Raw genomic sequence first — 25,408 nt, forward strand, 5'->3', positions numbered from 1 at the left:
ACTTTGCTAGACGGTTGTGCCCGCGGGAGTAGTTCAATGGCAGAACCTTAGCCTTCCAAGCTAATGACGCGGGTTCGATTCCCGTCTCCCGCTCCAGGAAGGTTTCGAAGGTTCTCGTCGTCGAATCCCGCGCCGTCGTTACGGGTCTGCCGGCCCATCTGCCAGGCAGCGCCGGTCGTCAGACCCGTACCGATTGCCCATGTGGCTCAGTGGTAGAGCACTCCCTTGGTAAGGGAGAGGTCGCGCGTTCGATCCGCGCCATGGGCACCACGATTCGCTAGTAATCGACTCGACACGATCGAGTTTCTCAGCCAGGAGCACCTGACATGGCAAAGGGTAAGTTCGAACGCACGAAGCCGCACGTGAACGTGGGCACGATCGGCCACGTCGACCACGGCAAGACGACGCTGACGGCGGCGATCACGACGATCCTGGCGGCGAAGTTCGGCGGCGAAGCGAAGGCGTACGACCAGATCGACGCGGCGCCGGAAGAAAAGGCGCGTGGCATCACGATCAACACGGCGCACGTCGAGTACGAAACCGCCAAGCGCCACTATGCGCACGTCGACTGCCCGGGGCACGCCGACTACGTGAAGAACATGATCACGGGTGCGGCGCAGATGGACGGCGCGATTCTGGTGTGCTCGGCCGCTGACGGCCCGATGCCGCAGACGCGCGAGCACATTCTGCTGGCCCGTCAGGTCGGTGTGCCGTACATCATCGTGTTCCTGAACAAGTGCGACATGGTGGACGACGCCGAGCTGCTGGAGCTCGTCGAGATGGAAGTCCGCGAACTGCTGAGCAAGTACGAGTTCCCGGGCGACGACACGCCGATCATCAAGGGTTCGGCCAAGCTGGCGATCGAAGGCGACAAGGGCGAGCTGGGCGAACAGGCGATTTTCCGCCTGGCTGACGCGCTGGACAGCTACATCCCGACGCCGGAGCGCGCGGTGGACGGCACGTTCCTGATGCCGGTGGAAGACGTGTTCTCGATCTCGGGCCGCGGCACCGTGGTGACGGGCCGTGTCGAACGCGGCGTGATCAAGGTCGGCGAAGAAATCGAAATCGTCGGCATCCGCCCGACGGTCAAGACGACCTGCACCGGCGTGGAAATGTTCCGCAAGCTGCTGGACCAAGGTCAAGCGGGCGACAACGTGGGCATTCTGCTGCGCGGCACGAAGCGCGAAGAAGTCGAGCGCGGTCAGGTGCTGTGCAAGCCGGGTTCGGTCAAGCCGCACACGCACTTCACGGCCGAGATCTACGTGCTGAGCAAGGAAGAGGGTGGTCGCCACACGCCGTTCTTCAACAACTATCGCCCGCAGTTCTACTTCCGCACGACGGACGTGACTGGCGCGGTGGAGCTGCCGAAGGACAAGGAAATGGTGATGCCGGGCGACAACGTGTCGATCACGGTGAAGCTGATCGCCCCGATCGCGATGGAAGAAGGCCTGCGCTTCGCCATCCGTGAAGGCGGTCGCACCGTCGGCGCCGGCGTCGTCGCCAAGATCATCGAGTAATCTGTCAAGGTCAACCGCAGGGGCATAGCTCAACTGGCAGAGCGTCGGTCTCCAAAACCGAAGGTCGGGGGTTCGATCCCCTCTGCCCCTGCCACCCGATCACTCGGGTGCCCAAGACACCAGCCCGCGGGCGCTGAAAAGCCCGGCGGGCTTTGCTGCTGATGGCGGCAACGTAACCTGTAGCCCATGTCCACCCAACCCCAAGTCGAAACCGTCTCCACGGGCGCCGACAAGGCCAAGCTGGCCGTCGCAGCCGTTCTGCTCGTGGCCGGTATCGTCGTGTTCTACGTGCTCGGGCAGCGTGAGCTGTGGCAGCGTGTCGTTGCCCTGCTGGTGCTGCTCGCCGGCGCGGTGGGCGTCTTCTTCACCGCCGAAACCGGCCGCCAGCTGATCGCCTTCGGCCGCGAGTCGACCAAGGAAGTGAAGAAGGTGGTCTGGCCGACCCGCAAGGAAGCCGGCCAGATGACGCTGTACGTGTTCGCCTTCGTGTTCGCGATGGCGCTCTTCATGTTCCTGACCGACAAGACGCTCGAGTGGGTGTTGTACGACCTGATCCTGGGCTGGAAGCGCTGAGGGCGAACACGATGACGGAACAACCGCAAGCCACCCCGACCCCCGAGGCCACCGCGCCCGCCAGCACCAAGCGCTGGTACGTCGTGCATGCCTACTCGGGCATGGAAAAAGCCGTCGAACGCAACCTGCGCGAGCGTATCGACCGCGCCGGCATGCAGGACAAGTTCGGCCGCATCCTGGTGCCGACCGAAGAGGTCGTCGAGCTCAAGAACGGCAAGAAGGCCGTGACCGAGCGCCGTTTCTTCCCGGGCTACGTGCTCGTCGAGATGGACATGGCCGACGACACCTGGCACCTGGTCAAGCACACCAGCAAGGTCACCGGCTTCGTCGGCGGCGCGCGCAACCGCCCGGCGCCGATCTCCGAAGCCGAGGTGATGAAGATCGTCAACCAGATGCAGGAAGGCGTCGACAAGCCCCGGCCCAAGGTCGAGTGGACGGTCGGCGAGATGGTCCGCGTCAAGGAAGGCCCGTTCACCGACTTCAACGGCGCCGTCGAAGAAGTCAACTACGAGAAGAGCAAGGTCAAGGTCTCGGTCACGATCTTCGGTCGTGCCACTGGCGTCGAACTCGACTTCTCGCAGGTGGAGAAGGTCTGACGCCCGCCGGCCGCCGCGCCGGCGTCGCGAAGAACCAGGGCGCCCGCCTGCAACCCCGGGCGCCCTTTGCAACGACAGGGTCTGCATGACGAGGAGCTGGTGTCCCCAGCGCTAGAACTCGGTAGGAGCCATCATGGCAAAGAAAATCGTCGGCTTCATCAAGCTGCAAGTCCCGGCCGGCAAGGCCAACCCCTCGCCCCCGATCGGCCCGGCGCTCGGTCAGCGCGGCCTGAACATCATGGAGTTCTGCAAGGCGTTCAACGCCCAGACGCAGAGCTACGAGCCGGGCCTGAAGCTGCCGGTCGTGATCACGGCCTACGCCGACAAGTCCTTCACCTTCATCCTGAAGTCGCCCCCGGCGACCGTGCTGCTGAAGAAGGCCGCCAAGATCGAGAAGGGTTCCGGCCGTGCCCACCTGGAGAAGGTCGGCAAGGTCACGCGCGAGCAGCTCGAAGAAATCGCCAAGACCAAGATGAAGGACCTCACCGCCGCCGACATGGACGCCGCGGTGAAGACCATCGCCGGTTCCGCCCGCTCGATGGGCCTCATTGTTGAAGGGGTCTGACGCCATGGCCAAGCTCACCAAGAAAGCCAAGGCCCTGAAGGGCAAGGCCGACAGCACCAAGCTGTACCCGCTGGCCGACGCGCTCGCGCTCGTTAAGGAAGCCGCCACCGCCAAGTTCGACGAGTCGATCGACGTCGCCGTGCAACTGGGTGTCGACGCCAAGAAGTCCGACCAGGTCGTGCGCGGCGCGGTCGTGATGCCCGCGGGCACTGGCAAGACCAAGCGTGTCGCCGTCTTCGCCCAGGGCGCCAAGGCCGAGGAAGCCAAGGCCGCCGGTGCCGACATCGTCGGCATGGACGACCTGGCTGCCGAGATCAAGGCCGGCAACCTGAACTTCGACGTCGTGATCGCCTCGCCGGACACGATGCGCGTCGTCGGTACGCTGGGCCAGATCCTCGGCCCGCGCGGTCTGATGCCGAACCCGAAGGTCGGCACCGTGACCCCGGACGTCGCCCAGGCCGTGCGCAACGCCAAGGCCGGCCAAGTCCAGTTCCGCGTCGACAAGGGCGGCATCATCCACGCGACGATCGGCCGCCGTTCGTTCGAGTCGGATCGCCTGACCGACAACCTGCGCGCGCTGATCGAGGCCCTGAACAAGTCCAAGCCGGCTTCGAGCAAGGGCGTGTACCTGCGCAAGATCGCCGTGTCCTCGACGATGGGCATCGGCGTTCGTGTCGACACCCAGTCGATCGCCGCGCAGGCCTGAACCTGATACGGGGCCGCACGCTTCAGTCTGGCGTGCGGCCTTTCGAATTGGTGGGCTGTCCGGCCGCGAGGTCGGGCAGGTCATCCAAGACCGCTGGCGGAGCTTTCGGGCTCCTTAATCTGCCGGGCACCCTTCGCGGGGTTCCTGGTGGCCAGCGCAGATGGCGGTCCCGCTGCTGAAGGTTTTCCCGGGAGTTGTTGCCGGGGTTTCCCGAAACAGAAGGTCGCTGATTCCAGGCGTGCCGTGGTCGCGAGACCCGGCACATGATGTGTGAGGAACAGACCTTGAGTCTCAATCGCAACGAGAAGGCAGCCGTCGTCGACGGCGTGTCGGCGCAAGCCGCACGCTCGCAGACGCTCGCGCTGGCCGAGTATCGCGGCCTCACCGTGGCTCACCTCGACAAGCTGCGCCGCCAGGCGCGCGACAACGGCGTTTATCTTCACGTGCTGAAGAACACGCTGGCCCGTCGCGCCGTCGCCGGCACGCCCTTCGAAGTGGCCTCGGACGCGATGGTCGGTCCGCTGATCTACGGCTTTTCCGAGGATGCCGTCGCCGCCGCGAAAGTCGTCTCCGACTTCGCCAAGGGCAACGACAAGCTCGTCGTCAAGGGTGGTGCCTACGCAGGCAAGCTGCTCGACGCCAACGGCATCAAGGCGCTCGCCTCGATCCCGAGCCGCGAAGTGCTGATCGCCCAGGTGGCGGGTCTGCTGAAGTCGCCGATCCAGCGCATGGCCGGCGTGATCGCCGCCGTCGCCGAGCAAAAGGGCGGCGCCGAAGCGCCTGCCGAAGCTCCGGCGGCCTGACGCATCCGATTCATTGAACTTTTACTGATTTCGAGGAACCTGAAATGGCATTCGACAAAGACGCTTTCCTGGCTGCGATGGACAGCATGACCGTGATGGAACTCAATGACCTGGTCAAGGCCATCGAGGAGAAGTTCGGCGTGTCCGCCGCTGCGATGGCCGCCCCGGCCGCCGGTGGCGCCGCCGCCGCCGCCCCGGTCGAAGAAAAGACCGAATTCAACGTCATGCTGCTGGAAGCCGGCGCGAACAAGGTCTCGGTCATCAAGGCCGTGCGCGAACTGACGGGCCTGGGCCTGAAGGAAGCCAAGGACCTGGTCGACGGCGCTCCGAAGGCTGTCAAGGAAGGCATTGCCAAGGCCGACGCCGAAGCCGCCCTCAAGAAGCTGGTCGACGCCGGCGCCAAGGCCGAAGTCAAGTAATTCGGCAGGAAGGACGACGGGGTTTTCGCACCGCCGTTCTTCAGGGTCTTCCGGGCCTCGAGCCCGGGAGCACCTGCAAACGTCGCATGATGCGGGGTTTGCAAGTGTTCTCTGATCCGACTGCAGGGAACGGGTTTGGTCGGACTCCGGTGCAACGCCGGGGTTGTCCGCCAGCGGCAGGTAGTGGCCTGCCACCAAGCCTCGGACACGACGCCGTCGCCGATTCGCCGCCCCGCCCGGGGCCGCTACCGGCGTAGCAGCCGAGGCCTCGCAACGCCTCGGCCCCGGCGCCGACGATCCGGGCAGCCAGTCGCCGACGAAATGCTGCCCAAGGCCAGGGCGGCGTTGTCGACACGGAGAGTTCAATGGCGCAAGCAACCCCCTACACGTTCACCGAGCGCAAGCGCATCCGCAAGAGCTTCGGCAAGCGCGAGAGCGTGCTCAAGGTCCCCTATCTGCTGACGATGCAGCGCGAGTCTTACGTCGCGTTCCTGCAGAAGGACGTGCCGCCGCAGCAGCGCAAGCCCGAGGGCCTGCAGGCCGCCTTCCTTTCGGCCTTCCCGATCGTCTCCCACAACGGCTTTGTGGAGATGAAGTTCCTCGAGTTCAACATCGCGAAGCCGCCCTTCGACGTGCGCGAGTGCCAGCAGCGGGGGCTGACCTTCGCCGCCGCCGTGCGCGCGAAGCTGCAGATGATCATCTACGACCGGGAATCGCATCCCGCCAAGGTCGTCAAGGAGATCAAGGAGCAGGAGGTCTACATGGGCGAAGTGCCCCTGATGACCGACTACGGCTCCTTCATCGTCAACGGCACCGAGCGTGTCATCGTCAGCCAGCTGCACCGTTCGCCGGGCGTGTTCTTCGAGCACGACAAGGGCAAGACGCACAGCTCGGGCAAGCTGCTGTTCAGCGCCCGCATCATCCCCTACCGCGGCTCTTGGCTGGACTTCGAGTTCGACCCGAAGGACATCCTGTACTTCCGCGTCGACCGCCGCCGCAAGATGCCGGTGACGATCCTGCTCAAGGCCATCGGCCTGAACCCCGAGCAGATCCTCAGCCACTTCTTCGTCTTCGACAACTTCCGCCTGATGGACTCGGGCGCGCAGATGGAGTTCGTGCCGGAACGCCTGAAGGGCGAGGTCGCGCGTTTCGACCTGACCGACAAGAACGGCGCCGTCATCGTCGAGAAGGACAAGCGCATCACCGCGCGCCACGTGCGCCAGCTCGAGCAGACCGGCACCGGCTTCGTCAGCGTGCCCGAGGACTACCTGCTGGGCCGCTTCGTCGCGCGCAACATGATCGATCCGGACACCGGTGAAATCGTCGCCAAGGCCAACGACGAAGTCACCGAGGCGCTGCTGAAGAAGCTGCGCGCCGCCGGCATCAAGGACGTGCAGTGCCTGTTCACGAACGAGCTGAACCAGGGCGCCTACATCAGCCAGACGCTGGCCTCTGACGAGACCGCCGACCAGCTGGCCGCACGCGTGGCCATCTACCGCATGATGCGCCCCGGCGAGCCGCCGACCGAAGACGCCGTCGAAGCGCTGTTCCATCGCCTGTTCTACAGCGAGGACACCTACGACCTGTCGCGCGTGGGCCGCATGAAGTTCAACGCCCGCGTGGGCCGCGACATGCCCGAGGGCAAGATGACGTTGTCCAACGAGGACATCCTCGACGTCGTCAAGATCCTCGTCGACCTGCGCAACGGCAACGGCGAAGTCGACGACATCGACCACCTGGGCAACCGTCGCGTGCGCTGCGTCGGTGAACTGGCCGAGAACCAGTACCGCTCGGGCCTCGCGCGCATCGAGAAGGCCGTCAAGGAACGTCTGGGCCAGGCCGAGACCGAAGCCCTGATGCCGCACGACCTGATCAACTCCAAGCCGATCAGCGCGGCGCTCAAGGAGTTCTTCGGTGCGAGCCAGCTCTCGCAGTTCATGGACCAGACCAACCCGCTGTCCGAGATCACGCACAAGCGGCGCGTCTCGGCCCTGGGCCCGGGCGGTCTGACGCGCGAGCGCGCCGGCTTCGAAGTCCGCGACGTGCACCCGACCCACTACGGCCGCGTCTGCCCGATCGAAACGCCGGAAGGCCCGAACATCGGCCTGATCAACTCGCTGGCGCTGTACGCGCAGTTGAACGAGTACGGCTTCCTGGAAACGCCTTACCGCCGCGTCGTCGACGGCAAGGTCACCGACCAGATCGACTACCTGTCGGCGATCGAAGAAGGCAAGTACGTCATCGCTCAGGCCAACGCCACGCTGGACGGCGAAGGCCGGCTGATCGACGAGCTGGTCTCGGCGCGCGAGAACGGCGAATCCGTGCTGCTGTCGCCGGAGCGCGTGCAGTACATGGACGTGGCGCCGACGCAGATCGTCTCGGTCGCGGCCTCGCTCGTGCCCTTCCTCGAGCACGACGATGCGAACCGCGCACTGATGGGCGCCAACATGCAGCGCCAGGCCGTGCCGACGCTGCGTCCGGAAAAGGCCCTGGTCGGTACCGGTGTCGAACGCGTCGCCGCGGTCGACTCGGGCACCGTCGTCACGGCCCGCCGCGGCGGCATCGTCGACTACGTCGACACCAACCGCATCGTCATCCGCGTCAACGACGACGAGACGGTGGCCGGTGAAGTCGGCGTCGACATCTACAACCTGATCAAGTATCAGCGTTCCAACCAGAACACCAACATCCACCAGCGCCCGATCGTCAAGCGCGGTGACCATGTCGGTGCCGGCGACGTCGTCGCCGACGGCGCGTCGACCGACCTGGGCGAGCTCGCGCTCGGCCAGAACATGCTGGTCGCGTTCATGCCGTGGAACGGCTACAACTTCGAAGACTCGATCCTGATCAGCGAACGCGTCGTCGCCGAAGACCGCTACACCTCGATCCACATCGAGGAACTGGTGGTGATGGCCCGCGACACCAAGCTGGGCTCCGAAGAAATCACGCGCGACATTCCCAACCTGTCCGAGCAGCAACTGGCTCGCCTGGACGAATCGGGCATCGTCTACATCGGCGCCGAGGTGAACCCGGGCGACGTGCTGGTCGGCAAGGTCACGCCTAAGGGCGAGACGACGCTGACGCCGGAAGAAAAGCTGCTGCGCGCGATCTTCGGCGAGAAGGCCTCCGACGTGAAGGACACCTCGCTGCGTGTCGACCAGGGCACCAGCGGCACCGTCATCGACGTCCAGGTCTTCACGCGTGAAGGCATCCAGCGCGACAAGCGCGCCCAGCAGATCATCGACGACGAACTCAAGCGCTTCCGCCTGGACCTGAACGACCAGCTGCGCATCGTCGAGGCCGACGCGTTCGACCGGATCGAGAAGCTGCTGAACGGCAAGATCGTCAACGGCGGCCCGCAGAAGATCGCCAAGGGCACGGCCATCACCAAGGAATATCTGGCGACGGTCGAGAAGTACCACTGGTTCGACATCCGCCCGGCCGAGGACGAGATCGCCAATCAGCTCGAGTCGATCAAGAACTCGCTCGAGCAGACGCGCCACAGCTTCGACCTTGCCTTCGAAGAGAAGCGCAAGAAGCTGACGCAGGGCGACGAGCTGCCCGCTGGCGTGCTGAAGATGGTGAAGGTCTACCTCGCCGTCAAGCGCCGCCTGCAGCCTGGCGACAAGATGGCCGGCCGCCACGGCAACAAGGGTGTCGTGTCCAAGATCGTCTCGATCGAGGACATGCCCTACATGGCCGATGGCACCCCGTGCGACATCGTGCTGAACCCGCTGGGCGTGCCGTCGCGGATGAACGTCGGGCAGGTGCTCGAAGTCCACCTGGGCTGGGCCGGCAAGGGCATCGGCCAGCGTCTGGGCGACATGCTGCAGAGCCAGGCACGCGCCGCCGAGCTGCGCGAGTTCCTGGACCAGCTCTACAACCAGTCGGGCGGCAAGACCGAGTCGCTGCAGGACCTGAGCGACGAAGAAATCGTCGATATGGCCAAGAACCTGCAGCACGGTGTGCCGTTCGCGACGCCGGTGTTCGACGGCGCCGAGGAGGAGGAAATCCGCGGCATGCTGCGGCTGGCCTACCCGGACGAGATCGCTGCCAAGAAGGGCCTCACCGCCACCCGCACCCAGGCGACGCTGCATGACGGCCGCACCGGCGAGGCGTTCGAACGCCCCGTCACCGTCGGCTACATGCACGTGCTGAAGCTGCACCACTTGGTCGACGACAAGATGCACGCGCGCTCGACCGGCCCGTACAGCCTGGTCACGCAGCAGCCGCTGGGCGGCAAGGCGCAGTTCGGCGGCCAGCGCTTCGGCGAAATGGAAGTCTGGGCGCTCGAGGCCTACGGCGCCAGCTACATCCTGCAGGAGATGCTGACCGTCAAGTCCGACGACGTGAACGGCCGCACCAAGGTGTACGAGAACATCGTCAAGGGCGAGCATTCGATCGAGGCCGGCATGCCGGAATCGTTCAACGTGCTGGTCAAGGAAATCCGCTCGCTCGGTATCGACATCGAGCTGGAACGGAATTGACACCCCCGAAGCGACCGATGGTCGCCGCCCTCCGGGGGGCGGCGCCTGCGGACCGGCCTGGCCGGGACCGCGGCGTCCGCTTGACCCATTTCGCCCCGTTCGATACCAGGATCTAGGAGAACCCCATGAAGGGACTACTCGACCTTTTCAAGCAATTCACCCCCGATGAGCATTTCGATGCCATCAGGATCGGCCTGGCTTCTCCGGAGAAGATCCGCAGCTGGTCGTTCGGCGAGGTGAAGAAGCCCGAGACGATCAACTACCGCACCTTCAAGCCGGAACGCGACGGCCTGTTCTGCGCCAAGATCTTCGGCCCGATCAAGGACTACGAGTGCCTGTGCGGCAAGTACAAGCGCCTGAAGCACCGCGGCGTCATCTGCGAGAAGTGCGGCGTCGAAGTCACGCAGACCAAGGTGCGCCGCGAGCGCATGGGCCACATCGACCTGGCCGCGCCCTGCGCGCACATCTGGTTCCTGAAGTCGCTGCCGTCGCGTCTGGGCCTGGTGCTCGACATGACGCTGCGCGACATCGAGCGCGTGCTGTACTTCGAAGCCTACGTCGTCGTCGACCCCGGCATGACCCCGCTGAAGAAGTTCAGCATCATGTCCGAGGACGACTACGAGGCCAAGCGCGTCGAGTTCGGTGACGAGTTCATCGCGCTGATGGGCGCCGAGGGCATCAAGAAGCTGCTCGAGGAGATGGACCTCGACGTCGAGATCGACAAGCTCCGCAACGACATGACCGGGTCGGAGCTGAAGATCAAGAAGAACTCCAAGCGCCTGAAGGTGATGGAGGCCTTCAAGAAGTCGGGCATCAAGCCGCACTGGATGATCCTCGAGGTGCTGCCGGTGCTGCCGCCGGACCTGCGTCCGCTGGTGCCGCTGGACGGCGGCCGCTTCGCGACCTCCGACCTGAACGACCTCTACCGTCGCGTCATCAACCGCAACAACCGGCTGGCGCGCCTGCTCGAGCTGAAGGCTCCCGAGATCATCGTCCGCAACGAGAAGCGGATGCTGCAGGAAGCCGTCGACTCGCTGCTGGACAACGGCCGCCGCGGCAAGGCGATGACGGGCGCGAACAAGCGCGCTCTGAAGTCGTTGGCCGACATGATCAAGGGCAAGAGCGGCCGCTTCCGCCAGAACCTGCTGGGCAAGCGCGTCGACTACTCCGGCCGTTCGGTCATCGTCGTCGGCCCGACGCTCAAGCTGCACCAGTGCGGCCTGCCCAAGCTGATGGCGATCGAGCTGTTCAAGCCCTTCATCTTCAGCCGCCTGGAGGCGATGGGCATCGCCACGACCATCAAGGCCGCGAAGAAGGAAGTCGAATCCGGCACGCCGGTGGTCTGGGACATCCTCGAAGAAGTCATCAAGGAACACCCGGTCCTGCTGAACCGCGCGCCGACGCTGCACCGCCTGGGCATCCAGGCGTTCGAGCCGGTGCTGATCGAAGGCAAGGCGATCCAGCTGCACCCGCTGGTCTGCTCGGCGTTCAACGCCGACTTCGACGGTGACCAGATGGCCGTGCACATTCCGCTGTCGATCGAAGCGCAGATGGAAGCCCGCACGCTGATGCTGGCCTCCAACAACGTGCTGTTCCCGGCCAACGGCGAGCCGTCGATCGTGCCGTCGCAGGACGTGGTGCTGGGTCTGTACTACGCGACCCGCGAGCGCATCAACGGCCGCGGTGAAGGCATGATCTTCTCCGACCTGAAGGAGCTGCAGCGTGCGCTGGACAACGGCGTCGTCGAGATCACGGCCAAGATCAACGTCCGCCTGACCGAGTGGGCGAAGGATCCGGTGTCGGGCGAGTTCGTGCCCGAGATCAAGCTGGTCGCGACCACCGTCGGCCGTGCGCTGCTGTCCGAGATCCTGCCCAAGGGCCTGCCGTTCTCGAACCTGAACAAGGCGCTGAAGAAGAAGGAAATCTCGCGTCTCATCAACGTCAGCTTCCGCAAGTGCGGCCTGAAGGAGACCGTGGTCTTCGCCGACAAGCTGCTGCAAAGCGGCTTCCGTCTGGCCACGCGCGCCGGCATCTCGATCGCGATCGACGACATGCTGGTGCCGCCGCAGAAGCCTGACCTGATCCTGCGCGCCGAAAAGGAAGTCAAGGAGATCGAGCAGCAGTACGTCTCGGGTCTCGTGACCGCCGGCGAGCGCTACAACAAGGTCGTCGACATCTGGGGCAAGACCGGCGACGAGGTCGGCAAGGTCATGATGTCGCAGCTGTCCAAGCAGAAGACCATCGACCGCCACGGCAAGGAAGTCGACCAGGAATCGTTCAACTCGATCTACATGATGGCCGACTCGGGCGCGCGGGGTTCCGCCGCCCAGATCCGCCAGCTTGCCGGCATGCGGGGCCTGATGGCCAAGCCTGACGGTTCGATCATCGAGACGCCGATTACCGCGAACTTCCGCGAAGGCCTGAACGTTCTGCAGTACTTCATCTCCACCCACGGCGCCCGTAAGGGCCTGGCGGATACGGCGCTGAAGACCGCGAACTCGGGCTACCTGACGCGCCGCCTGGTCGACGTGACGCAGGATCTGGTCGTCACCGAGGACGACTGCGGCACCCAGAACGGCATGAACATGCGCGCGCTGGTCGAGGGCGGTGAAGTCATCGAGTCGCTGCGCGACCGTGTGCTGGGCCGCGTCACCGCGACCGAAGTCCTGCACCTCGAGACGCAGGAAACGCTGATGGGCGCGGGCGAGATGCTCGATGAAGAAGCGCTCGAGAAGCTCGAGGCTGCCGGCGTCGACGAGGTCAAGGTGCGCACGCCGCTGACCTGCAGCACGCGCTTCGGCCTGTGCGCCAAGTGCTACGGCCGCGACCTCGGTCGTGGCGGGCTGGTCAACGTCGGCGAGGCGGTGGGTGTCATCGCCGCGCAGTCGATCGGCGAGCCGGGCACGCAGCTGACGATGCGGACCTTCCACATCGGCGGCGCCGCATCGCGTGCGGCGGTTGCGTCGAGCGTCGAAGCCAAGTCGGACGGCATCATCGGCTTCAACAGCACGATGCGCTACGTCACGAACGGCAAGGGCGAGCTCGTCGTCATCTCGCGTTCGGGCGAGATCATCATCGCCGACCCGCACGGCCGCGAGCGCGAGCGCCACAAGCTGCCGTACGGCGCCACGCTCAACATCAAGCCCGACCAGCCGATCAAGGCCGGCACCGTGCTGGCCAACTGGGACCCGCTGACGCGCCCGATCATCACCGAGTTCGCCGGCAAGGCGCGCTTCGAGAACGTCGAGGAAGGTGTCACGGTCGCCAAGCAGGTCGACGAAGTCACCGGCCTGTCGACGCTGGTCGTCATCGACCCGAAGCGCCGCGGCGCGGCCAAGGTGGTGCGCCCGCAGGTCAAGCTGCTGGACGCGCAGGGCATCGAGGTCAAGATCCCGGGCACGGACCACGCAGTGACGATCGGCTTCCCGGTCGGCTCGCTGATCCAGGTGCGCGACGGTCAGGACCTGATGCCGGGCGAAGTGCTGGCGCGCATCCCGATGGAAGGCCAGAAGACGCGCGACATCACCGGCGGTCTGCCGCGGGTGGCCGAACTCTTCGAAGCCCGCTCGCCGAAGGATGTCGGCACGCTGGCCGAGATCACCGGCACGGTGTCGTTCGGCAAGGAGACCAAGGGCAAGGTGCGCCTGCAGATCACCGACCCGGAAGGCAAGGTCTACGAAGAGCTGGTGCCCAAGGAAAAGAACATCCTGGTGCACGAAGGCCAGGTCGTGAACCGGGGCGAGCTGATCGTCGACGGCGCGGCGGACCCGCAGGACATCCTGCGTCTGCTGGGCATCGAGGAACTGGCGCGCTACATCGTCGACGAGGTCCAGGACGTCTACCGTCTGCAGGGCGTGAAGATCAACGACAAGCACATCGAGGTGATCGTCCGCCAGATGCTGCGTCGGGTCCAGATCACCAACACCGGCGACACCGGCTACATCGCCGGCGAGCAGGTCGAGCGTTCGGAACTGCTGGACACCAACGACCGCATGCGCGCCGAAGGCAAGCTGCCGGCTACGCACGCCGACGTGCTGCTGGGCATCACCAAGGCCAGCCTGTCGACCGACTCCTTCATCTCCGCGGCCTCGTTCCAGGAAACGACCCGCGTGCTGACCGAGGCGGCCATCATGGGCAAGCGCGACGAGCTTCGCGGCCTGAAGGAGAACGTCATCGTCGGCCGCCTGATCCCGGCGGGCACCGGCATGGCCTTCCATGCCGCGCGCAAGACCAAGGAAGCGATGGACGAGAGCGAGCGCCGTGCGATCACGCTGCAGGAGGCCGAGGAACTGGCCGCCGTGCAACTGGCCGGTGTCGACGCCGCGAGCGAAGCCGGGGAAGAAGCGGCCGAGTAATCGACCGTTCCCCGATGGCGAAAGGGCAGCTTCGGCTGCCCTTTTTTCATGGCCGCGCCGCGAACGGCCGGTCCGGCGCCCGAGGGGCGGGTTGTTTCAGCCGGCGGCGCGCCAGCCTGCCGGCGGGCAGACCGTCGTGCCGGCCGCACGCGCGGCGCGCGCCAGGCGCAGCAACTCCTTGTCGCGCGTGAGCAGCCAGGGCGCGTTGCAGGCCAGGGCGAGCTCGATGAACTTCTGGTCCGATGCGTCCCGGCATACCGGGATCGGCCGGTCGCAGGCCGGCATCTCGACGGTGCGCACCGCCGCGGCCGCACTTTCCAGGGCCTGCGCGCAACGCTCGCTCCAACGCTCGAGGCCCGGACGCGTCAGCACGTGGCGCAGTTCATCGAGCATGGCCTCTGTCGCGATCCAGCTCAGTCGCCCGTCGGCCAGCGCGTCGGCCAAGGGCCGCACGGCAGGGTCTTCGAACACCAGCCAGTCCAGCACGACGTTGGTGTCGAGCACGACGGCGGCTCCGCGTTCACTTCGCTCCATGGCGCTTGCTTGCCCCTGCGCAAACCGCTGACTATAATGGAAGGCTTTTCGGCAGACTCTGCCTGCGCCCCGAGCTTGGCTTTCCGATGGAGAGTTGGGCTTTCAAGCGTCGGCGTCAGCCCGGGGTCCCATGGGTCGCCCGGGCTTTTGCGCGACGGCCCCGAGGCGGGGGCGGTTTCCCGAAAATAGAACGTGTAGCTTCAAACGGGAACAAGTTACCTATGCCCACCATCAATCAGCTCGTGCGCCAAGGCCGCCAGGCCGAAGTCGTCAAGAGCAAATCTCCTGCGATGCAGAACTGCCCGCAACGCCGCGGCGTCTGCACTCGCGTCTACACCACGACCCCGAAGAAGCCGAACTCGGCTCTGCGTAAGGTCGCCAAGGTGCGCCTGACCAACGGTTTCGAGATCATCTCGTACATCGGCGGCGAGGGCCACAACCTGCAGGAGCACAGTGTCGTGCTCGTGCGCGGCGGCCGGGTCAAGGATCTGCCGGGTGTGCGTTACCACATCGTGCGCGGCTCGCTCGACCTGCAAGGCGTCAAGGATCGCAAGCAATCGCGTTCGAAGTACGGCGCGAAGCGCCCGAAGAAGGCCTAATACAGGCGGTGCCGCCCCCTCGCCGGGGTGGTCTAGCGGAAGGCCCGCCGAGCGGGTCAAGTAAGTGAAGGGCCTCGATGACCCTTCGCGGTGCGGGCCAAGCGCCAGCGCCAACTGAATCGAAAAGGAACAGTCCCATGCCACGTCGTCGCGAAGTACCCAAGCGCGAAATCCTGCCGGATCCGAAGTTCGGTTCCGTCGACCTGTCCAAGTTCATGAACGTCATCATGGAATCGGGCAAGAAGGCCGTCGCCGAGCGCATCATCTACGGTGCCCTCGAGCAGGTCGAAAAGAAGGCCGGCAAGGATCCGCTGGAAGTCTTCCTCGTCGCGCTGAACAACATCAAGCCGATGGTCGAAGTGAAGTCCCGCCGTGTCGGCGGTGCGAACTACCAAGTTCCCGTGGAAGTTCGCCCCGTTCGCCGGCAGGCCCTGGCCATGCGCTGGCTGAAGGAATCGGCGCGCAAGCGCGGTGAGAAGTCGATGGCTGCACGTCTGGCCAACGAACTGCTCGAAGCGTCCGAAGGCCGCGGCGGCGCGATGAAGAAGCGCGACGAAGTCCACCGCATGGCCGAAGCGAACAAGGCGTTCTCGCACTTCCGCTTCTGACCTACCCGCTTGACGGCCGCCTTTGCGGGCTGACGACAGCCCCGAAGGCGGCCCTGTATTTGGAGAACTGATCATGGCCCGCAAGACCCCCATCGAGCGCTACCGCAACATCGGTATTTCGGCGCACATCGATGCCGGCAAAACCACCACGACCGAACGCATCCTGTTCTACACGGGCGTGAACCACAAGATCGGCGAGGTGCACGACGGCGCCGCGACGATGGACTGGATGGCGCAGGAGCAGGAACGCGGGATCACGATCACCTCCGCGGCGACCACCTGCTTCTGGAAGGGCATGGACCTGTCCTTCCCGGAGCACCGCTTCAACATCATCGACACCCCGGGGCACGTCGACTTCACGATCGAAGTCGAGCGCTCGATGCGGGTGCTCGACGGCGCGTGCATGGTCTATTGCGCGGTCGGCGGCGTGCAGCCGCAGTCCGAGACCGTCTGGCGCCAAGCCAACAAGTACAAGGTGCCGCGCCTGGCGTTCGTCAACAAGATGGACCGCACCGGTGCGAACTTCTTCAAGGTCTATGACCAGATGAAGGCGCGCCTGAAGGCCAACCCGGTTCCCGTCGTCGTGCCGATCGGCGCCGAAGAGAACTTCCGGGGCGTCGTCGACCTCTTCAAGATGAAGGCCATCATCTGGGACGAAGCGTCCCAGGGCATGAAGTTCAACTACGAAGAGATCCCGGCCGAGCTCGCCGAGGTCTGCCAGAAGTGGCGCGACAACATGATCGAGGCCGCCGCCGAGGCCTCCGAGGACTTGATGAACAAGTACCTCGAGACTGGCGAGTTGACCGAGGAAGAGATCAAGGCCGGGCTGCGCCAGCGCACCATCGCGACCGAGATCCAGCCGATGCTCTGCGGCACCGCCTTCAAGAACAAGGGCGTGCAGCGCATGCTGGACGCGGTCATCGAGTTCCTGCCCTCGCCGGTGGATATCCCGCCGGTTGTCGGCACGGACGAAGACGAACAGCCGGCGTCGCGCAAGGCCGATGACAGCGAGAAGTTCTCGGCGCTCGCCTTCAAGCTGATGACCGACCCGTACGTCGGTCAGCTGACCTTCGTGCGCGTCTACTCGGGCGTGCTGAAGAGTGGCGACTCGGTCTACAACCCGATTCGCAGCAAGAAGGAGCGCATCGGCCGGATCCTGCAGATGCACGCCAACCAGCGTGAAGAAATCAAGGAAATCCTGGCCGGCGACATCGCTGCCTGCGTGGGCCTGAAGGACGTCACGACCGGCGAAACGCTGTGTGATCCGGACGCCGTGATCACTCTCGTGAAGATGGTGTTCCCGGAGCCCGTGATCTCGCAGGCCGTCGAACCCAAGACCAAGAGCGACCAGGAAAAGATGGGTCTGGCGCTGGGTCGCCTGGCGGCCGAGGATCCCTCGTTCCGCCTGCGCACCGACGAAGAGTCCGGCCAGACCATCATCTCCGGCATGGGCGAGCTGCACCTGGAAATCATCGTCGACCGCATGAAGCGCGAGTTCGGCGTCGAGGCCAACGTCGGCAAGCCGCAGGTCGCGTACCGCGAAACCATTCGCAAGCCGGCGACCGACGTCGAAGGTCGCTTCGTTCGCCAGTCGGGCGGCAAGGGCCAGTACGGCCACGTCGTCTTCACGGTCGAGCCGAACGAGCCGGGCAAGGGCTTCCAGTTCGTCGACGCGATCAAGGGCGGCGTCGTGCCGCGCGAGTACATCCCGGCGGTGCAGAAGGGTGTCGAAGAAACGCTGCCCAACGGCGTGCTGGCCGGCTACCCGGTGGTCGACATCAAGGTCACGCTGACCTTCGGTTCGTACCACGAAGTCGACTCGTCGGAAAACGCCTTCAAGATGGCGGCGTCGATCGGCTTCAAGGAAGCCTGCCGTCGCGCCAGCCCGGTCATCCTCGAGCCGATGATGGCCGTGGAAGTCGAGACGCCGGAAGACTACGCCGGCTCGGTGATGGGCGACCTGTCGTCCCGTCGCGGCATGGTGCAGGGCATGGACGACATGCCTGGCGGTGGCAAGGTCATCAAGGCCGAAGTTCCGCTGTCGGAGATGTTCGGCTACTCGACGACCCTGCGCTCGATGTCGCAGGGCCGCGCGACGTACACGATGGAGTTCAAGCACTACGCTGAAGCTCCGAAGAACGTCGCCGACGCGATCGTCACCGCTCGCGGCAAGTAACAAACGACGCGGGGCATGCGCCCCGCGGTCTCGCGCCCTCGAGGCGCCGGCTGCCCGTGGCCGGTGCGTGGTGCGAGACCTTAAACCTCCACGGGCTCTGCTCTTTCTCTGGAGATACGAAAAATGGCAAAGGGTAAGTTCGAACGCACGAAGCCGCACGTGAACGTGGGCACGATCGGCCACGTCGACCACGGCAAGACGACGCTGACGGCGGCGATCACGACGATCCTGGCGGCGAAGTTCGGCGGCGAAGCGAAGGCGTACGACCAGATCGATGCGGCGCCGGAAGAAAAGGCGCGTGGCATCACGATCAACACGGCGCACGTCGAGTACGAAACCGCCAAGCGCCACTACGCGCACGTCGACTGCCCGGGGCACGCCGACTACGTGAAGAACATGATCACGGGTGCGGCGCAGATGGACGGCGCGATTCTGGTGTGCTCGGCCGCTGACGGCCCGATGCCGCAGACGCGCGAGCACATTCTGCTGGCCCGTCAGGTCGGTGTGCCGTACATCATCGTGTTCCTGAACAAGTGCGACATGGTGGACGACGCCGAGCTGCTGGAGCTCGTCGAGATGGAAGTCCGCGAACTGCTGAGCAAGTACGAGTTCCCGGGCGACGACACGCCGATCATCAAGGGTTCGGCCAAGCTGGCGATCGAAGGCGACAAGGGCGAGCTGGGCGAACAGGCGATTTTCCGCCTGGCTGACGCGCTGGACAGCTACATCCCGACGCCGGAGCGCGCGGTGGACGGCACGTTCCTGATGCCGGTGGAAGACGTGTTCTCGATCTCGGGTCGCGGCACCGTGGTGACGGGTCGTGTCGAACGCGGCGTGATCAAGGTCGGCGAGGAAATCGAAATCGTCGGCATCCGCCCGACGGTCAAGACGACCTGCACCGGCGTGGAAATGTTCCGCAAGCTGCTGGACCAAGGTCAAGCGGGCGACAACGTGGGCATTCTGCTGCGCGGCACGAAGCGCGAAGAAGTCGAGCGCGGTCAGGTGCTGTGCAAGCCGGGTTCGGTCAAGCCGCACACGCACTTCACGGCCGAGATCTACGTGCTGAGCAAGGAAGAGGGTGGTCGCCACACGCCGTTCTTCAACAACTATCGCCCGCAGTTCTACTTCCGCACGACGGACGTGACTGGCGCGGTGGAGCTGCCGAAGGACAAGGAAATGGTGATGCCGGGCGACAACGTGTCGATCACGGTGAAGCTGATCGCCCCGATCGCGATGGAAGAAGGCCTGCGCTTCGCCATCCGTGAAGGTGGTCGCACCGTCGGCGCCGGCGTCGTCGCCAAGATCATCGAATAAACGTGGACCCCCGGCCGGCTGCGCGCGCTACGGCGCGCGCGACGGCCGCCCCCCGAGGGGGCTCGCGTCGTTCCCGGGAGACCCGTGAACGACGCGCTCTTCGGCCACCATTCGCGCGCCCGTCGCCCTAGCGGCGACGGGAACGCAGTGCATAGAGGAACACCATGTCCACGAAGCAAAAGATCCGCATCCGCCTGAAGGCGTTCGACTACAAGCTCATCGACCAGTCGGCGCAGGAGATCGTCGAAACCGCCAAGCGCACCGGCGCCATCGTCAAGGGCCCGGTGCCGCTGCCGACGCGCCTGCAGCGCTTCGACATCCTGCGTTCGCCGCACGTCAACAAGACCAGCCGCGACCAGTTCGAGATCCGCACCCACCAGCGCCTGATGGACATCGTCGACCCGACCGACAAGACGGTCGACGCGCTGATGAAGCTCGACCTGCCGGCCGGCGTCGACGTCGAGATCAAGCTGCAGTAATCGCCGTCACGTTGCAGCGGCTCCGGCTGCTGCTACAATCATCGGCTTTCCCCGACTCCGGTCTCAAAAGACTGGGCTCGGGGATTTCGTCCACGTGGAACGTGCGGGGCAGTTGCTCGCAGGGACACGAGGACATCACCCCGGCCAATCGATGTCGGGATCGTGAACAAAGGCGTCCGCACCTGCTGGGTCGGGCGCTGGAGAATTGACCATGAGCATGAGCGAAAAGCTCGGCTTGCTGGGCCGCAAGGTGGGCATGATGCGCATCTTCACGGACGATGGCGACGCCATCCCCGTGACGGTGCTCGACGTGTCCAACAACCGCGTCACGCAAGTCAAGACGGTGGCCACCGATGGCTACAGCGCGCTTCAAGTCGCGTTCGGTGCCCGCAAGGCCAGTCGCGTCAACAAGCCGGCAGCAGGACATCTGGCCAAGGCCGGTGTCGAAGCGGGCGAGATCCTCAAAGAATTCCGCGTCGCCGCTGACGTCGCCGGCCAGTTTCAGCCGGGCGCCGTTCTGCCGGTGAACGTTTTCGCCGCGGGCCAGAAGGTCGACGTGCAGGGCACCTCGATCGGCAAGGGCTTCGCCGGCACCATCAAGCGCCACAACTTCGGCTCGCAGCGCGCGTCGCACGGCAACAGCCGTTCGCACAACGTGCCGGGCTCGATCTCGATGGCGCAGGATCCGGGCCGCGTGTTCCCGGGCAAGAAGATGACCGGCCACATGGGCGACGAGACCGTCACCACCCAGAACCTGGACATCGTCCGCGTGGACGAAGCCCGCTCGCTGCTGCTGGTCCGCGGCGCGGTCCCGGGTGCCAAGAACGGCCACGTCGTCGTGCGTCCCGCCGTCAAGGCCAAGCTGAAGAAGGGGGCCCAGTGATGCAACTCGAGCTCCTGAACGAACAAGGCCAGGCCACCGCCAAGGTCGACGCGCCGGACACCCTGTTCGCGCGTGACTACAACGAAGCCCTGGTCCACCAGGTCGTCGTCGCCTACCAGGCCAACGCGCGCCAGGGCACTCGTGCCCAGCTCGACCGCGGCGAGGTCAAGCACTCGACGAAGAAGCCGTTCCGCCAGAAGGGCACCGGCCGTGCTCGCGCCGGTATGACCTCCTCGCCGCTGTGGCGTGGGGGCGGCCGCATCTTCCCGAACCGCCCTGACGAGAACTTCTCGCACAAGGTCAACAAGAAGATGTACCGCGCCGGCATGGCGTCCATCCTGTCGCAGCTGGCCCGTGACGGCCGTCTGGCGGTGGTGGAATCGCTGACGATCGACGCGCCCAAGACCAAGCTGCTGGCCCAGAAGCTGAAGGCGATGGGCCTGGAGTCGGTGCTCGTGATCGCCGACCAGATCGACGACAACCTCGCGCTGGCCTCGCGCAACCTGGCCAACGTGCTCGTCGTCGAGCCGCGTTACGCCGATCCGCTGTCGCTGGTCTTCTACAAGAAGGTCCTGGTGACGAAGGGCGCGATCGAGCAGCTCAAGGAGATGTTCGCATGAGCGCCCCGCAAAAGTTCGCTGAAGATCGCCTGGCCAAGGTTCTGGTCGCGCCGATCATCTCCGAGAAGGCCACCAGCGTCGCCGAGAAGCACAACCAGGTCCTGTTCAAGGTTCTGCGCGACGCCACCAAGCCCGAGATCAAGGCTGCGGTGGAACTGATGTTCAAGGTCGAGGTGGCTTCGGTCACGACGACCGTGCAGAAGGGCAAGGTCAAGCGCTTCGGCCGCACCGTCGGCCGCCGCGATCACGTCAAGAAGGCGTACGTGGCGCTGAAGCCGGGCCAGGAGCTCAACTTCTCCGGGGAGGCCGCGTAATGGCTGTCATCAAGGTCAAGCCGACGTCGCCCGGCCGCCGTGCCGTGACGAAGGTGGTGCACAAGCACCTGCACAAGGGCGCTCCGGAAGCTTCGCTGCTCGAGCCGCAGAAGCAGAACGCCGGCCGCAACAACCGCGGCATCATCACGATGCGGCACAAGGGTGGTGGCCACAAGCACCACTACCGCGTTGTCGACTTCGTGCGCAACAAGGACGGCATCCCGGCGAAGGTCGAACGTATCGAGTACGACCCGAACCGCACCGCCCACATCGCTCTGGTCTGCTACGCCGACGGCGAGCGCCGCTACATCATCGCCCCGCGTGGCGTCGATGCTGGTGTGACGCTGATGTCGGGCCCGGAAGCGCCGATCAAGGCTGGCAACACGCTGCCGATCCGCAACATCCCGGTGGGTTCGATCATCCACTGCGTCGAGATGCTGCCGGGCAAGGGCGCGCAGATCGCGCGTTCGGCCGGCGCCTCGGTGACGCTGATGGCGCGCGAAGGCACCTACGCTCAGGTCCGCCTGCGCTCGGGTGAAGTCCGCAAGATCCACATCGACTGCCGCGCCACGATCGGTGAGGTCAGCAACGAAGAGCACAGCCTGCGCCAATACGGCAAGGCCGGCGCGATCCGCTGGAAGGGCATCCGTCCGACCGTGCGTGGCGTCGCGATGAACCCGGTCGATCACCCGCACGGTGGTGGCGAAGGCCGCACCGGCGAAGGCAAGCCGCAGGTGTCGCCGTGGAACACGCTGACCAAGGGCTACCGTACGCGCAGCAACAAGCGCACGCAGACGATGATCGTCTCGCGTCGCAAGAAGTGAGGCCACAAACATGGCACGTTCACTGAAAAAGGGTCCCTTCGTGGACCACCACCTGATGGCGAAGGTCGAGAAGGCCGCCGCCAACAAGGACAAGAAGCCGATCAAGACCTGGTCGCGCCGCTCGACGATCCTGCCCGAATTCATCGGGCTGACGGTCGCGGTGCACAACGGCAAGCAGCACGTTCCCGTGTACGTGACCGACCAGATGGTCGGCCACAAGCTCGGCGAGTTCGCGCTGACCCGTCTGTTCAAGGGTCACCCGGCCGACAAGAAGGCCAAGCGCTAAAGGGGCGAGAACCATGGAAACCAAGGCAATCGTCCGTGGTGTCCGCCTGTCGGCCGACAAGGGCCGACTGGTGGCGGACATGATCCGCGGCAAGAAGGTCGACCAGGCGATCAACATCCTCGCGTTCACGCCGAAGAAGGCGGCCGTCATCATCAAGAAGGCGGTCGAGTCGGCTGTGGCCAACGCCGAGCACAACGACGGCGCGGACATCGACGAGCTGAAGATCAAGTCGATCTACGTCGAACAAGGCGCCACGCTGAAGCGTTTCTCGGCCCGTGCGAAGGGTCGCGGCAACCGCATCAGCAAGCCGACTTGTCACATCTTCGTGACCGTCGGCAACTGAGGAGCTGGGAACAGATATGGGACAAAAAATCCATCCGACCGGCTTCCGGCTGAGCGTCACGCGGGCCTGGGGCTCGCGCTGGTTCGCCTCGAACCGCAACTTCGCCGGCATGCTGGCCGAAGACCTGCAGGTTCGCGACTACCTGAAGACCAAGCTGAAGAACGCCGCGGTCTCGCGCATCCTCATCGAGCGTCCGGCCAAGAACGCCCGCATCACGATCTTCTCGGCACGTCCGGGTGTCGTGATCGGCAAGAAGGGCGAGGACATCGAGAACCTGAAGGCCGAACTGACCAAGCGCCTGGGCGTGCCGGTCGCGGTCAACATCGAGGAAGTGCGCAAGCCCGAAGTCGATGCCCAGCTGATCGCCGACTCGATCACCCAGCAGCTCGAAAAGCGCATCATGTTCCGCCGCGCGATGAAGCGCGCGATGCAGAACGCGATGCGCCTGGGCGCGCAGGGCATCAAGATCATGTCGGCCGGTCGTCTGAACGGCATCGAAATCGCGCGTACCGAGTGGTACCGCGAAGGTCGCGTGCCGCTTCACACCCTGAAGGCCGACATCGACTACGGCTTCTCGGAAGCCAAGACAACCTACGGCGTCATCGGCGTCAAGGTCTGGGTCTACCGTGGCGACCGCCTGGCCAATGGCGAAGCGCCGCAACTCGCGAAGACCGAGGGTGACGACGACCGCCGTCCGCGCCGTGGTCCGCGTCCGGGCGGTGATCGTCCGGGTGCTGGCCGTGGCCGTCCGGGTGGCGACCGTGGCCCGCGTGCCGACGGTGCTCCGTCGGCCGCGCCGGCCGGCGACGCCAAGGGTCCGGCCGTCAAGCGCGTGCGTCGCGCCGGCGCTCCGGCTGCCGGCGGCGAGACCAAAGGAGAATAACGATGCTGCAACCTGCACGTCGCAAGTTCCGCAAGGAACACAAGGGCCGCAACACCGGCATCGCCACGCGGGGCAACAACGTCTCGTTCGGTGAATTCGGTCTGAAGGCCACAGAGCGCGGCCGCATCACCGCACGCCAGATCGAAGCGGCTCGCCGCGCGATCTCGCGCCACATCAAGCGGGGCGGTCGCATCTTCATCCGCATCTTCCCGGACAAGCCGATTTCGCAGAAGCCGGCCGAAGTCCGGATGGGTAACGGCAAGGGCAACCCCGAGTTCTACGTCGCGGAAATCCAGCCGGGCAAGGTGCTGTACGAGATCAACGGTGTTCCGGAAGCGCTGGCGCGCGAGGCGTTCACGCTGGCGGCCGCGAAGCTGCCGCTGCGTTGCACCTTCGTCGCCCGCCAGGTCGGCCTGTAACGCCAAAGGAAGCGAAGATGAAAGCATCCGAACTGCGTTCCAAGGACGTCGCGGCGCTGGAGAAGGAAGTCTCCGATCTGCTCAAGGCCCATTTTGGCCTGCGCATGCAGAAGGCGACCCAGCAGCTGACCAACAACTCGCAGCTGGGCAAAACCCGCCGCGACATCGCCCGCGCCAAGACCGTTTTGGCCGAGAAGAAGAGGGCCGCGAAATGAGCGAAACCCAGACCACTGCTCCGGTGAAGAACACCCGGACGCTGATCGGCCGAATCGTCAGCGACAAGCGCGCCAAGACCGTCACGGTCCTGGTCGAGCGTCGCGCGGCGCACGAGCTCTACGGCAAGATCGTCGCTCGTTCGCGCAAGTACCACGCGCACGACGAGAACGGCGACTACAAGCTGGGCGACCTGGTCGAGATCGCCGAAGGGCGCCCGATCAGCAAGACCAAGAGCTGGGTCGTGACCCGTCTCATCGAGAAGGCCAAGCTGGTCTAAGACCCGCCTCGCCGCTCGCGAACGGCCGTCGCTGGATACTCCGGCGCCGGCCGTTTTTCATTGGCCGGCGCGAACGAGGAGGAGTAGCAATGCTCAAGCCAGGAGACCGCCTGCCCGCCGGGCAGCTGTACGAATACGTCGACGTCGCCACCGAGGGCTGCGCGCTCGGACCGAACGTGGTCGACATCGCCGCGGCTGCCGCCGGCAAGACGATCGTCGTCTTCGGCCTGCCGGGCGCGTTTACGCCGACCTGTTCCGAGAAGCACGTGCCGGGTTACATCGCCCGGGCTGCTGAGCTGCGTGCCGCCGGCGTCGACGAGCTGTGGTGCGTGTCGGTCAACGACGCCTTCGTCATGGGGGCCTGGGGCCGTCAGCTGGGCGCTGCCGGTGCGGTGCGCATGCTGGGCGACGGCAGTGCCGATTTCGCGCGCGCCACCGGGCTGACCCTGGACCTGACATCGCGCGGGATGGGGGTGCGTTCGGCGCGCTACGCGATGCTCGTTGTCGACGGCGTGGTGCGCACGCTCGACGTCGAGGCTGCAGGCAAGTTCGAGGCGAGCGACGCCGACTCGATGCTGCGCCGACTACGCGAAGCCGCGGCCGCCTGAGCCC

Annotated in this window: 26 protein-coding genes and 3 tRNA genes; 28 read left to right on the top strand and 1 reads right to left on the bottom strand. The window is 65.3% G+C overall.

From position 1 onward, the window contains the following. The first annotated feature begins 22 nt into the window (after positions 1 to 22). The 12 genes from CKO43_RS00305 (at position 23) to rpoC (ending at position 14,021) form a co-directional block, all read left to right on the top strand. A tRNA-Gly gene (locus CKO43_RS00305) sits at positions 23 to 96 on the top strand. 99 nt (positions 97 to 195) lie between these two features. Further along, positions 196 to 270, top strand: a tRNA-Thr gene (locus tag CKO43_RS00310). A 56-nt stretch (positions 271 to 326) separates the two neighbouring features. Continuing rightward, positions 327 to 1,517: an elongation factor Tu gene (tuf, locus tag CKO43_RS00315; protein ID WP_200225805.1), complete on the top strand. Its 1,191-nt coding sequence runs from the start codon at positions 327 to 329 to the stop codon at positions 1,515 to 1,517. A gap of 18 nt (positions 1,518 to 1,535) precedes the next feature. Then, positions 1,536 to 1,611 (top strand) — tRNA-Trp (locus CKO43_RS00320). 92 nt (positions 1,612 to 1,703) lie between these two features. Continuing rightward, on the top strand, positions 1,704 to 2,090 hold the full coding sequence (gene secE / locus CKO43_RS00325) for a preprotein translocase subunit SecE (protein ID WP_200225808.1): 387 nt from the start codon (positions 1,704 to 1,706) through the stop codon (positions 2,088 to 2,090). 11 nt (positions 2,091 to 2,101) lie between these two features. Then, positions 2,102 to 2,686, top strand: coding sequence for a transcription termination/antitermination protein NusG (nusG, locus tag CKO43_RS00330; RefSeq protein WP_200225810.1), 585 nt, complete (start codon positions 2,102 to 2,104; stop codon positions 2,684 to 2,686). A 133-nt stretch (positions 2,687 to 2,819) separates the two neighbouring features. Beyond that, positions 2,820 to 3,251: a 50S ribosomal protein L11 gene (gene rplK / locus CKO43_RS00335; RefSeq protein ID WP_200225812.1), complete on the top strand. Its 432-nt coding sequence runs from the start codon at positions 2,820 to 2,822 to the stop codon at positions 3,249 to 3,251. A 4-nt stretch (positions 3,252 to 3,255) separates the two neighbouring features. Continuing rightward, the gene (gene rplA, locus CKO43_RS00340; protein WP_200225815.1) at positions 3,256 to 3,957 is read left to right on the top strand and encodes a 50S ribosomal protein L1; all 702 of its coding nucleotides are present in this window, start codon (positions 3,256 to 3,258) and stop codon (positions 3,955 to 3,957) included. A gap of 284 nt (positions 3,958 to 4,241) precedes the next feature. Further along, the gene (gene rplJ, locus CKO43_RS00345; protein WP_200225817.1) at positions 4,242 to 4,760 is read left to right on the top strand and encodes a 50S ribosomal protein L10; all 519 of its coding nucleotides are present in this window, start codon (positions 4,242 to 4,244) and stop codon (positions 4,758 to 4,760) included. A 44-nt stretch (positions 4,761 to 4,804) separates the two neighbouring features. Next, entirely contained in the window at positions 4,805 to 5,179 is a 375-nt protein-coding gene (gene rplL, locus CKO43_RS00350) for a 50S ribosomal protein L7/L12 (RefSeq protein WP_200225820.1), read from the top strand. A gap of 365 nt (positions 5,180 to 5,544) precedes the next feature. Beyond that, positions 5,545 to 9,666: a DNA-directed RNA polymerase subunit beta gene (gene rpoB / locus CKO43_RS00355; RefSeq protein WP_200377480.1), complete on the top strand. Its 4,122-nt coding sequence runs from the start codon at positions 5,545 to 5,547 to the stop codon at positions 9,664 to 9,666. Between the two features lie 125 nt (positions 9,667 to 9,791). Next, positions 9,792 to 14,021, top strand: a complete 4,230-nt coding sequence (rpoC, locus tag CKO43_RS00360) for a DNA-directed RNA polymerase subunit beta' (protein ID WP_200377481.1) — start codon at positions 9,792 to 9,794, stop codon at positions 14,019 to 14,021. 96 nt (positions 14,022 to 14,117) lie between these two features. Here rpoC and CKO43_RS00365 read toward each other — a convergent pair whose 3' ends face one another. Further along, positions 14,118 to 14,555, bottom strand: a complete 438-nt coding sequence (locus tag CKO43_RS00365) for a putative toxin-antitoxin system toxin component, PIN family (RefSeq protein WP_200225827.1) — start codon at positions 14,553 to 14,555, stop codon at positions 14,118 to 14,120. A gap of 221 nt (positions 14,556 to 14,776) precedes the next feature. On the opposite strand from CKO43_RS00365, the gene rpsL reads away from it, so the two are divergent. From rpsL to CKO43_RS00445, 16 genes are all read left to right on the top strand, one after another. Then, positions 14,777 to 15,154 (top strand): 30S ribosomal protein S12, encoded by a 378-nt coding sequence (rpsL, locus tag CKO43_RS00370; RefSeq protein ID WP_200225829.1) that lies wholly within the window; start codon positions 14,777 to 14,779, stop codon positions 15,152 to 15,154. 137 nt (positions 15,155 to 15,291) lie between these two features. After that, positions 15,292 to 15,762, top strand: a complete 471-nt coding sequence (gene rpsG / locus CKO43_RS00375; RefSeq protein ID WP_200225831.1) for a 30S ribosomal protein S7 — start codon at positions 15,292 to 15,294, stop codon at positions 15,760 to 15,762. Positions 15,763 to 15,835: 73 nt separating this feature from the next. Then, entirely contained in the window at positions 15,836 to 17,938 is a 2,103-nt protein-coding gene (gene fusA / locus CKO43_RS00380; RefSeq protein ID WP_200225833.1) for an elongation factor G, read from the top strand. 123 nt (positions 17,939 to 18,061) lie between these two features. Beyond that, the gene (tuf, locus tag CKO43_RS00385; RefSeq protein ID WP_200225805.1) at positions 18,062 to 19,252 is read left to right on the top strand and encodes an elongation factor Tu; all 1,191 of its coding nucleotides are present in this window, start codon (positions 18,062 to 18,064) and stop codon (positions 19,250 to 19,252) included. Positions 19,253 to 19,416: 164 nt separating this feature from the next. After that, positions 19,417 to 19,731, top strand: a complete 315-nt coding sequence (rpsJ, locus tag CKO43_RS00390) for a 30S ribosomal protein S10 (RefSeq protein ID WP_200225835.1) — start codon at positions 19,417 to 19,419, stop codon at positions 19,729 to 19,731. Positions 19,732 to 19,942: 211 nt separating this feature from the next. Then, on the top strand, positions 19,943 to 20,614 hold the full coding sequence (rplC, locus tag CKO43_RS00395) for a 50S ribosomal protein L3 (protein ID WP_200226062.1): 672 nt from the start codon (positions 19,943 to 19,945) through the stop codon (positions 20,612 to 20,614). Next, positions 20,614 to 21,234 (top strand): 50S ribosomal protein L4, encoded by a 621-nt coding sequence (gene rplD / locus CKO43_RS00400; protein WP_200225837.1) that lies wholly within the window; start codon positions 20,614 to 20,616, stop codon positions 21,232 to 21,234. Before rplC ends, rplD begins: the two co-directional genes overlap by 1 nt. Continuing rightward, positions 21,231 to 21,548 carry a 50S ribosomal protein L23 gene (gene rplW, locus CKO43_RS00405; protein ID WP_200225839.1) on the top strand — a complete coding sequence of 106 codons (318 nt, stop codon included), beginning with the start codon at positions 21,231 to 21,233 and terminating at the stop codon, positions 21,546 to 21,548. Before rplD ends, rplW begins: the two co-directional genes overlap by 4 nt. Then, complete coding sequence (rplB, locus tag CKO43_RS00410; protein WP_200225841.1) at positions 21,548 to 22,372, top strand: 50S ribosomal protein L2; 825 nt, start codon at positions 21,548 to 21,550, stop codon at positions 22,370 to 22,372. Before rplW ends, rplB begins: the two co-directional genes overlap by 1 nt. 10 nt (positions 22,373 to 22,382) lie before the next feature. Then, entirely contained in the window at positions 22,383 to 22,658 is a 276-nt protein-coding gene (gene rpsS, locus CKO43_RS00415; RefSeq protein ID WP_200225843.1) for a 30S ribosomal protein S19, read from the top strand. Positions 22,659 to 22,671: 13 nt separating this feature from the next. After that, entirely contained in the window at positions 22,672 to 23,001 is a 330-nt protein-coding gene (rplV, locus tag CKO43_RS00420) for a 50S ribosomal protein L22 (protein ID WP_200225845.1), read from the top strand. Between the two features lie 16 nt (positions 23,002 to 23,017). Beyond that, complete coding sequence (gene rpsC / locus CKO43_RS00425; RefSeq protein WP_200225848.1) at positions 23,018 to 23,884, top strand: 30S ribosomal protein S3; 867 nt, start codon at positions 23,018 to 23,020, stop codon at positions 23,882 to 23,884. A gap of 2 nt (positions 23,885 to 23,886) precedes the next feature. Next, positions 23,887 to 24,303 (top strand): 50S ribosomal protein L16, encoded by a 417-nt coding sequence (gene rplP, locus CKO43_RS00430; protein WP_132644734.1) that lies wholly within the window; start codon positions 23,887 to 23,889, stop codon positions 24,301 to 24,303. A gap of 17 nt (positions 24,304 to 24,320) precedes the next feature. After that, positions 24,321 to 24,518, top strand: a complete 198-nt coding sequence (gene rpmC, locus CKO43_RS00435; protein WP_014426562.1) for a 50S ribosomal protein L29 — start codon at positions 24,321 to 24,323, stop codon at positions 24,516 to 24,518. After that, positions 24,515 to 24,796 carry a 30S ribosomal protein S17 gene (gene rpsQ / locus CKO43_RS00440; RefSeq protein WP_200225851.1) on the top strand — a complete coding sequence of 94 codons (282 nt, stop codon included), beginning with the start codon at positions 24,515 to 24,517 and terminating at the stop codon, positions 24,794 to 24,796. Before rpmC ends, rpsQ begins: the two co-directional genes overlap by 4 nt. A gap of 89 nt (positions 24,797 to 24,885) precedes the next feature. Next, on the top strand, positions 24,886 to 25,404 hold the full coding sequence (locus CKO43_RS00445; protein WP_200377482.1) for a peroxiredoxin: 519 nt from the start codon (positions 24,886 to 24,888) through the stop codon (positions 25,402 to 25,404). Positions 25,405 to 25,408: the final 4 nt, after the last annotated feature.

The organism is Rubrivivax gelatinosus, assembly GCF_016583785.1.
Classification (GTDB): domain Bacteria; phylum Pseudomonadota; class Gammaproteobacteria; order Burkholderiales; family Burkholderiaceae_C; genus Rubrivivax; species Rubrivivax gelatinosus_B.

Coding starts and splice junctions, on each gene's coding strand:
- tuf (WP_200225805.1), top strand. CDS start 18,062: ATGGCAAAGGGTAAGTTCGAACGCACGAAGCCGCACGTGAACGTGGGC.
- rplL (WP_200225820.1), top strand. CDS start 4,805: ATGGCATTCGACAAAGACGCTTTCCTGGCTGCGATGGACAGCATGACC.
- rpsQ (WP_200225851.1), top strand. CDS start 24,515: ATGAGCGAAACCCAGACCACTGCTCCGGTGAAGAACACCCGGACGCTG.
- rplA (WP_200225815.1), top strand. CDS start 3,256: ATGGCCAAGCTCACCAAGAAAGCCAAGGCCCTGAAGGGCAAGGCCGAC.
- rpoB (WP_200377480.1), top strand. CDS start 5,545: ATGGCGCAAGCAACCCCCTACACGTTCACCGAGCGCAAGCGCATCCGC.
- CKO43_RS00445 (WP_200377482.1), top strand. CDS start 24,886: ATGCTCAAGCCAGGAGACCGCCTGCCCGCCGGGCAGCTGTACGAATAC.
- rplW (WP_200225839.1), top strand. CDS start 21,231: ATGAGCGCCCCGCAAAAGTTCGCTGAAGATCGCCTGGCCAAGGTTCTG.
- rplC (WP_200226062.1), top strand. CDS start 19,943: ATGAGCATGAGCGAAAAGCTCGGCTTGCTGGGCCGCAAGGTGGGCATG.
- nusG (WP_200225810.1), top strand. CDS start 2,102: ATGACGGAACAACCGCAAGCCACCCCGACCCCCGAGGCCACCGCGCCC.
- rpsG (WP_200225831.1), top strand. CDS start 15,292: ATGCCACGTCGTCGCGAAGTACCCAAGCGCGAAATCCTGCCGGATCCG.
- rplK (WP_200225812.1), top strand. CDS start 2,820: ATGGCAAAGAAAATCGTCGGCTTCATCAAGCTGCAAGTCCCGGCCGGC.
- rplD (WP_200225837.1), top strand. CDS start 20,614: ATGCAACTCGAGCTCCTGAACGAACAAGGCCAGGCCACCGCCAAGGTC.
- tuf (WP_200225805.1), top strand. CDS start 327: ATGGCAAAGGGTAAGTTCGAACGCACGAAGCCGCACGTGAACGTGGGC.
- rpmC (WP_014426562.1), top strand. CDS start 24,321: ATGAAAGCATCCGAACTGCGTTCCAAGGACGTCGCGGCGCTGGAGAAG.
- fusA (WP_200225833.1), top strand. CDS start 15,836: ATGGCCCGCAAGACCCCCATCGAGCGCTACCGCAACATCGGTATTTCG.
- CKO43_RS00365 (WP_200225827.1), bottom strand. CDS start 14,555: ATGGAGCGAAGTGAACGCGGAGCCGCCGTCGTGCTCGACACCAACGTC.
- rplV (WP_200225845.1), top strand. CDS start 22,672: ATGGAAACCAAGGCAATCGTCCGTGGTGTCCGCCTGTCGGCCGACAAG.
- rpsC (WP_200225848.1), top strand. CDS start 23,018: ATGGGACAAAAAATCCATCCGACCGGCTTCCGGCTGAGCGTCACGCGG.
- rpoC (WP_200377481.1), top strand. CDS start 9,792: ATGAAGGGACTACTCGACCTTTTCAAGCAATTCACCCCCGATGAGCAT.
- secE (WP_200225808.1), top strand. CDS start 1,704: ATGTCCACCCAACCCCAAGTCGAAACCGTCTCCACGGGCGCCGACAAG.
- rplP (WP_132644734.1), top strand. CDS start 23,887: ATGCTGCAACCTGCACGTCGCAAGTTCCGCAAGGAACACAAGGGCCGC.
- rpsS (WP_200225843.1), top strand. CDS start 22,383: ATGGCACGTTCACTGAAAAAGGGTCCCTTCGTGGACCACCACCTGATG.
- rpsJ (WP_200225835.1), top strand. CDS start 19,417: ATGTCCACGAAGCAAAAGATCCGCATCCGCCTGAAGGCGTTCGACTAC.
- rplB (WP_200225841.1), top strand. CDS start 21,548: ATGGCTGTCATCAAGGTCAAGCCGACGTCGCCCGGCCGCCGTGCCGTG.
- rpsL (WP_200225829.1), top strand. CDS start 14,777: ATGCCCACCATCAATCAGCTCGTGCGCCAAGGCCGCCAGGCCGAAGTC.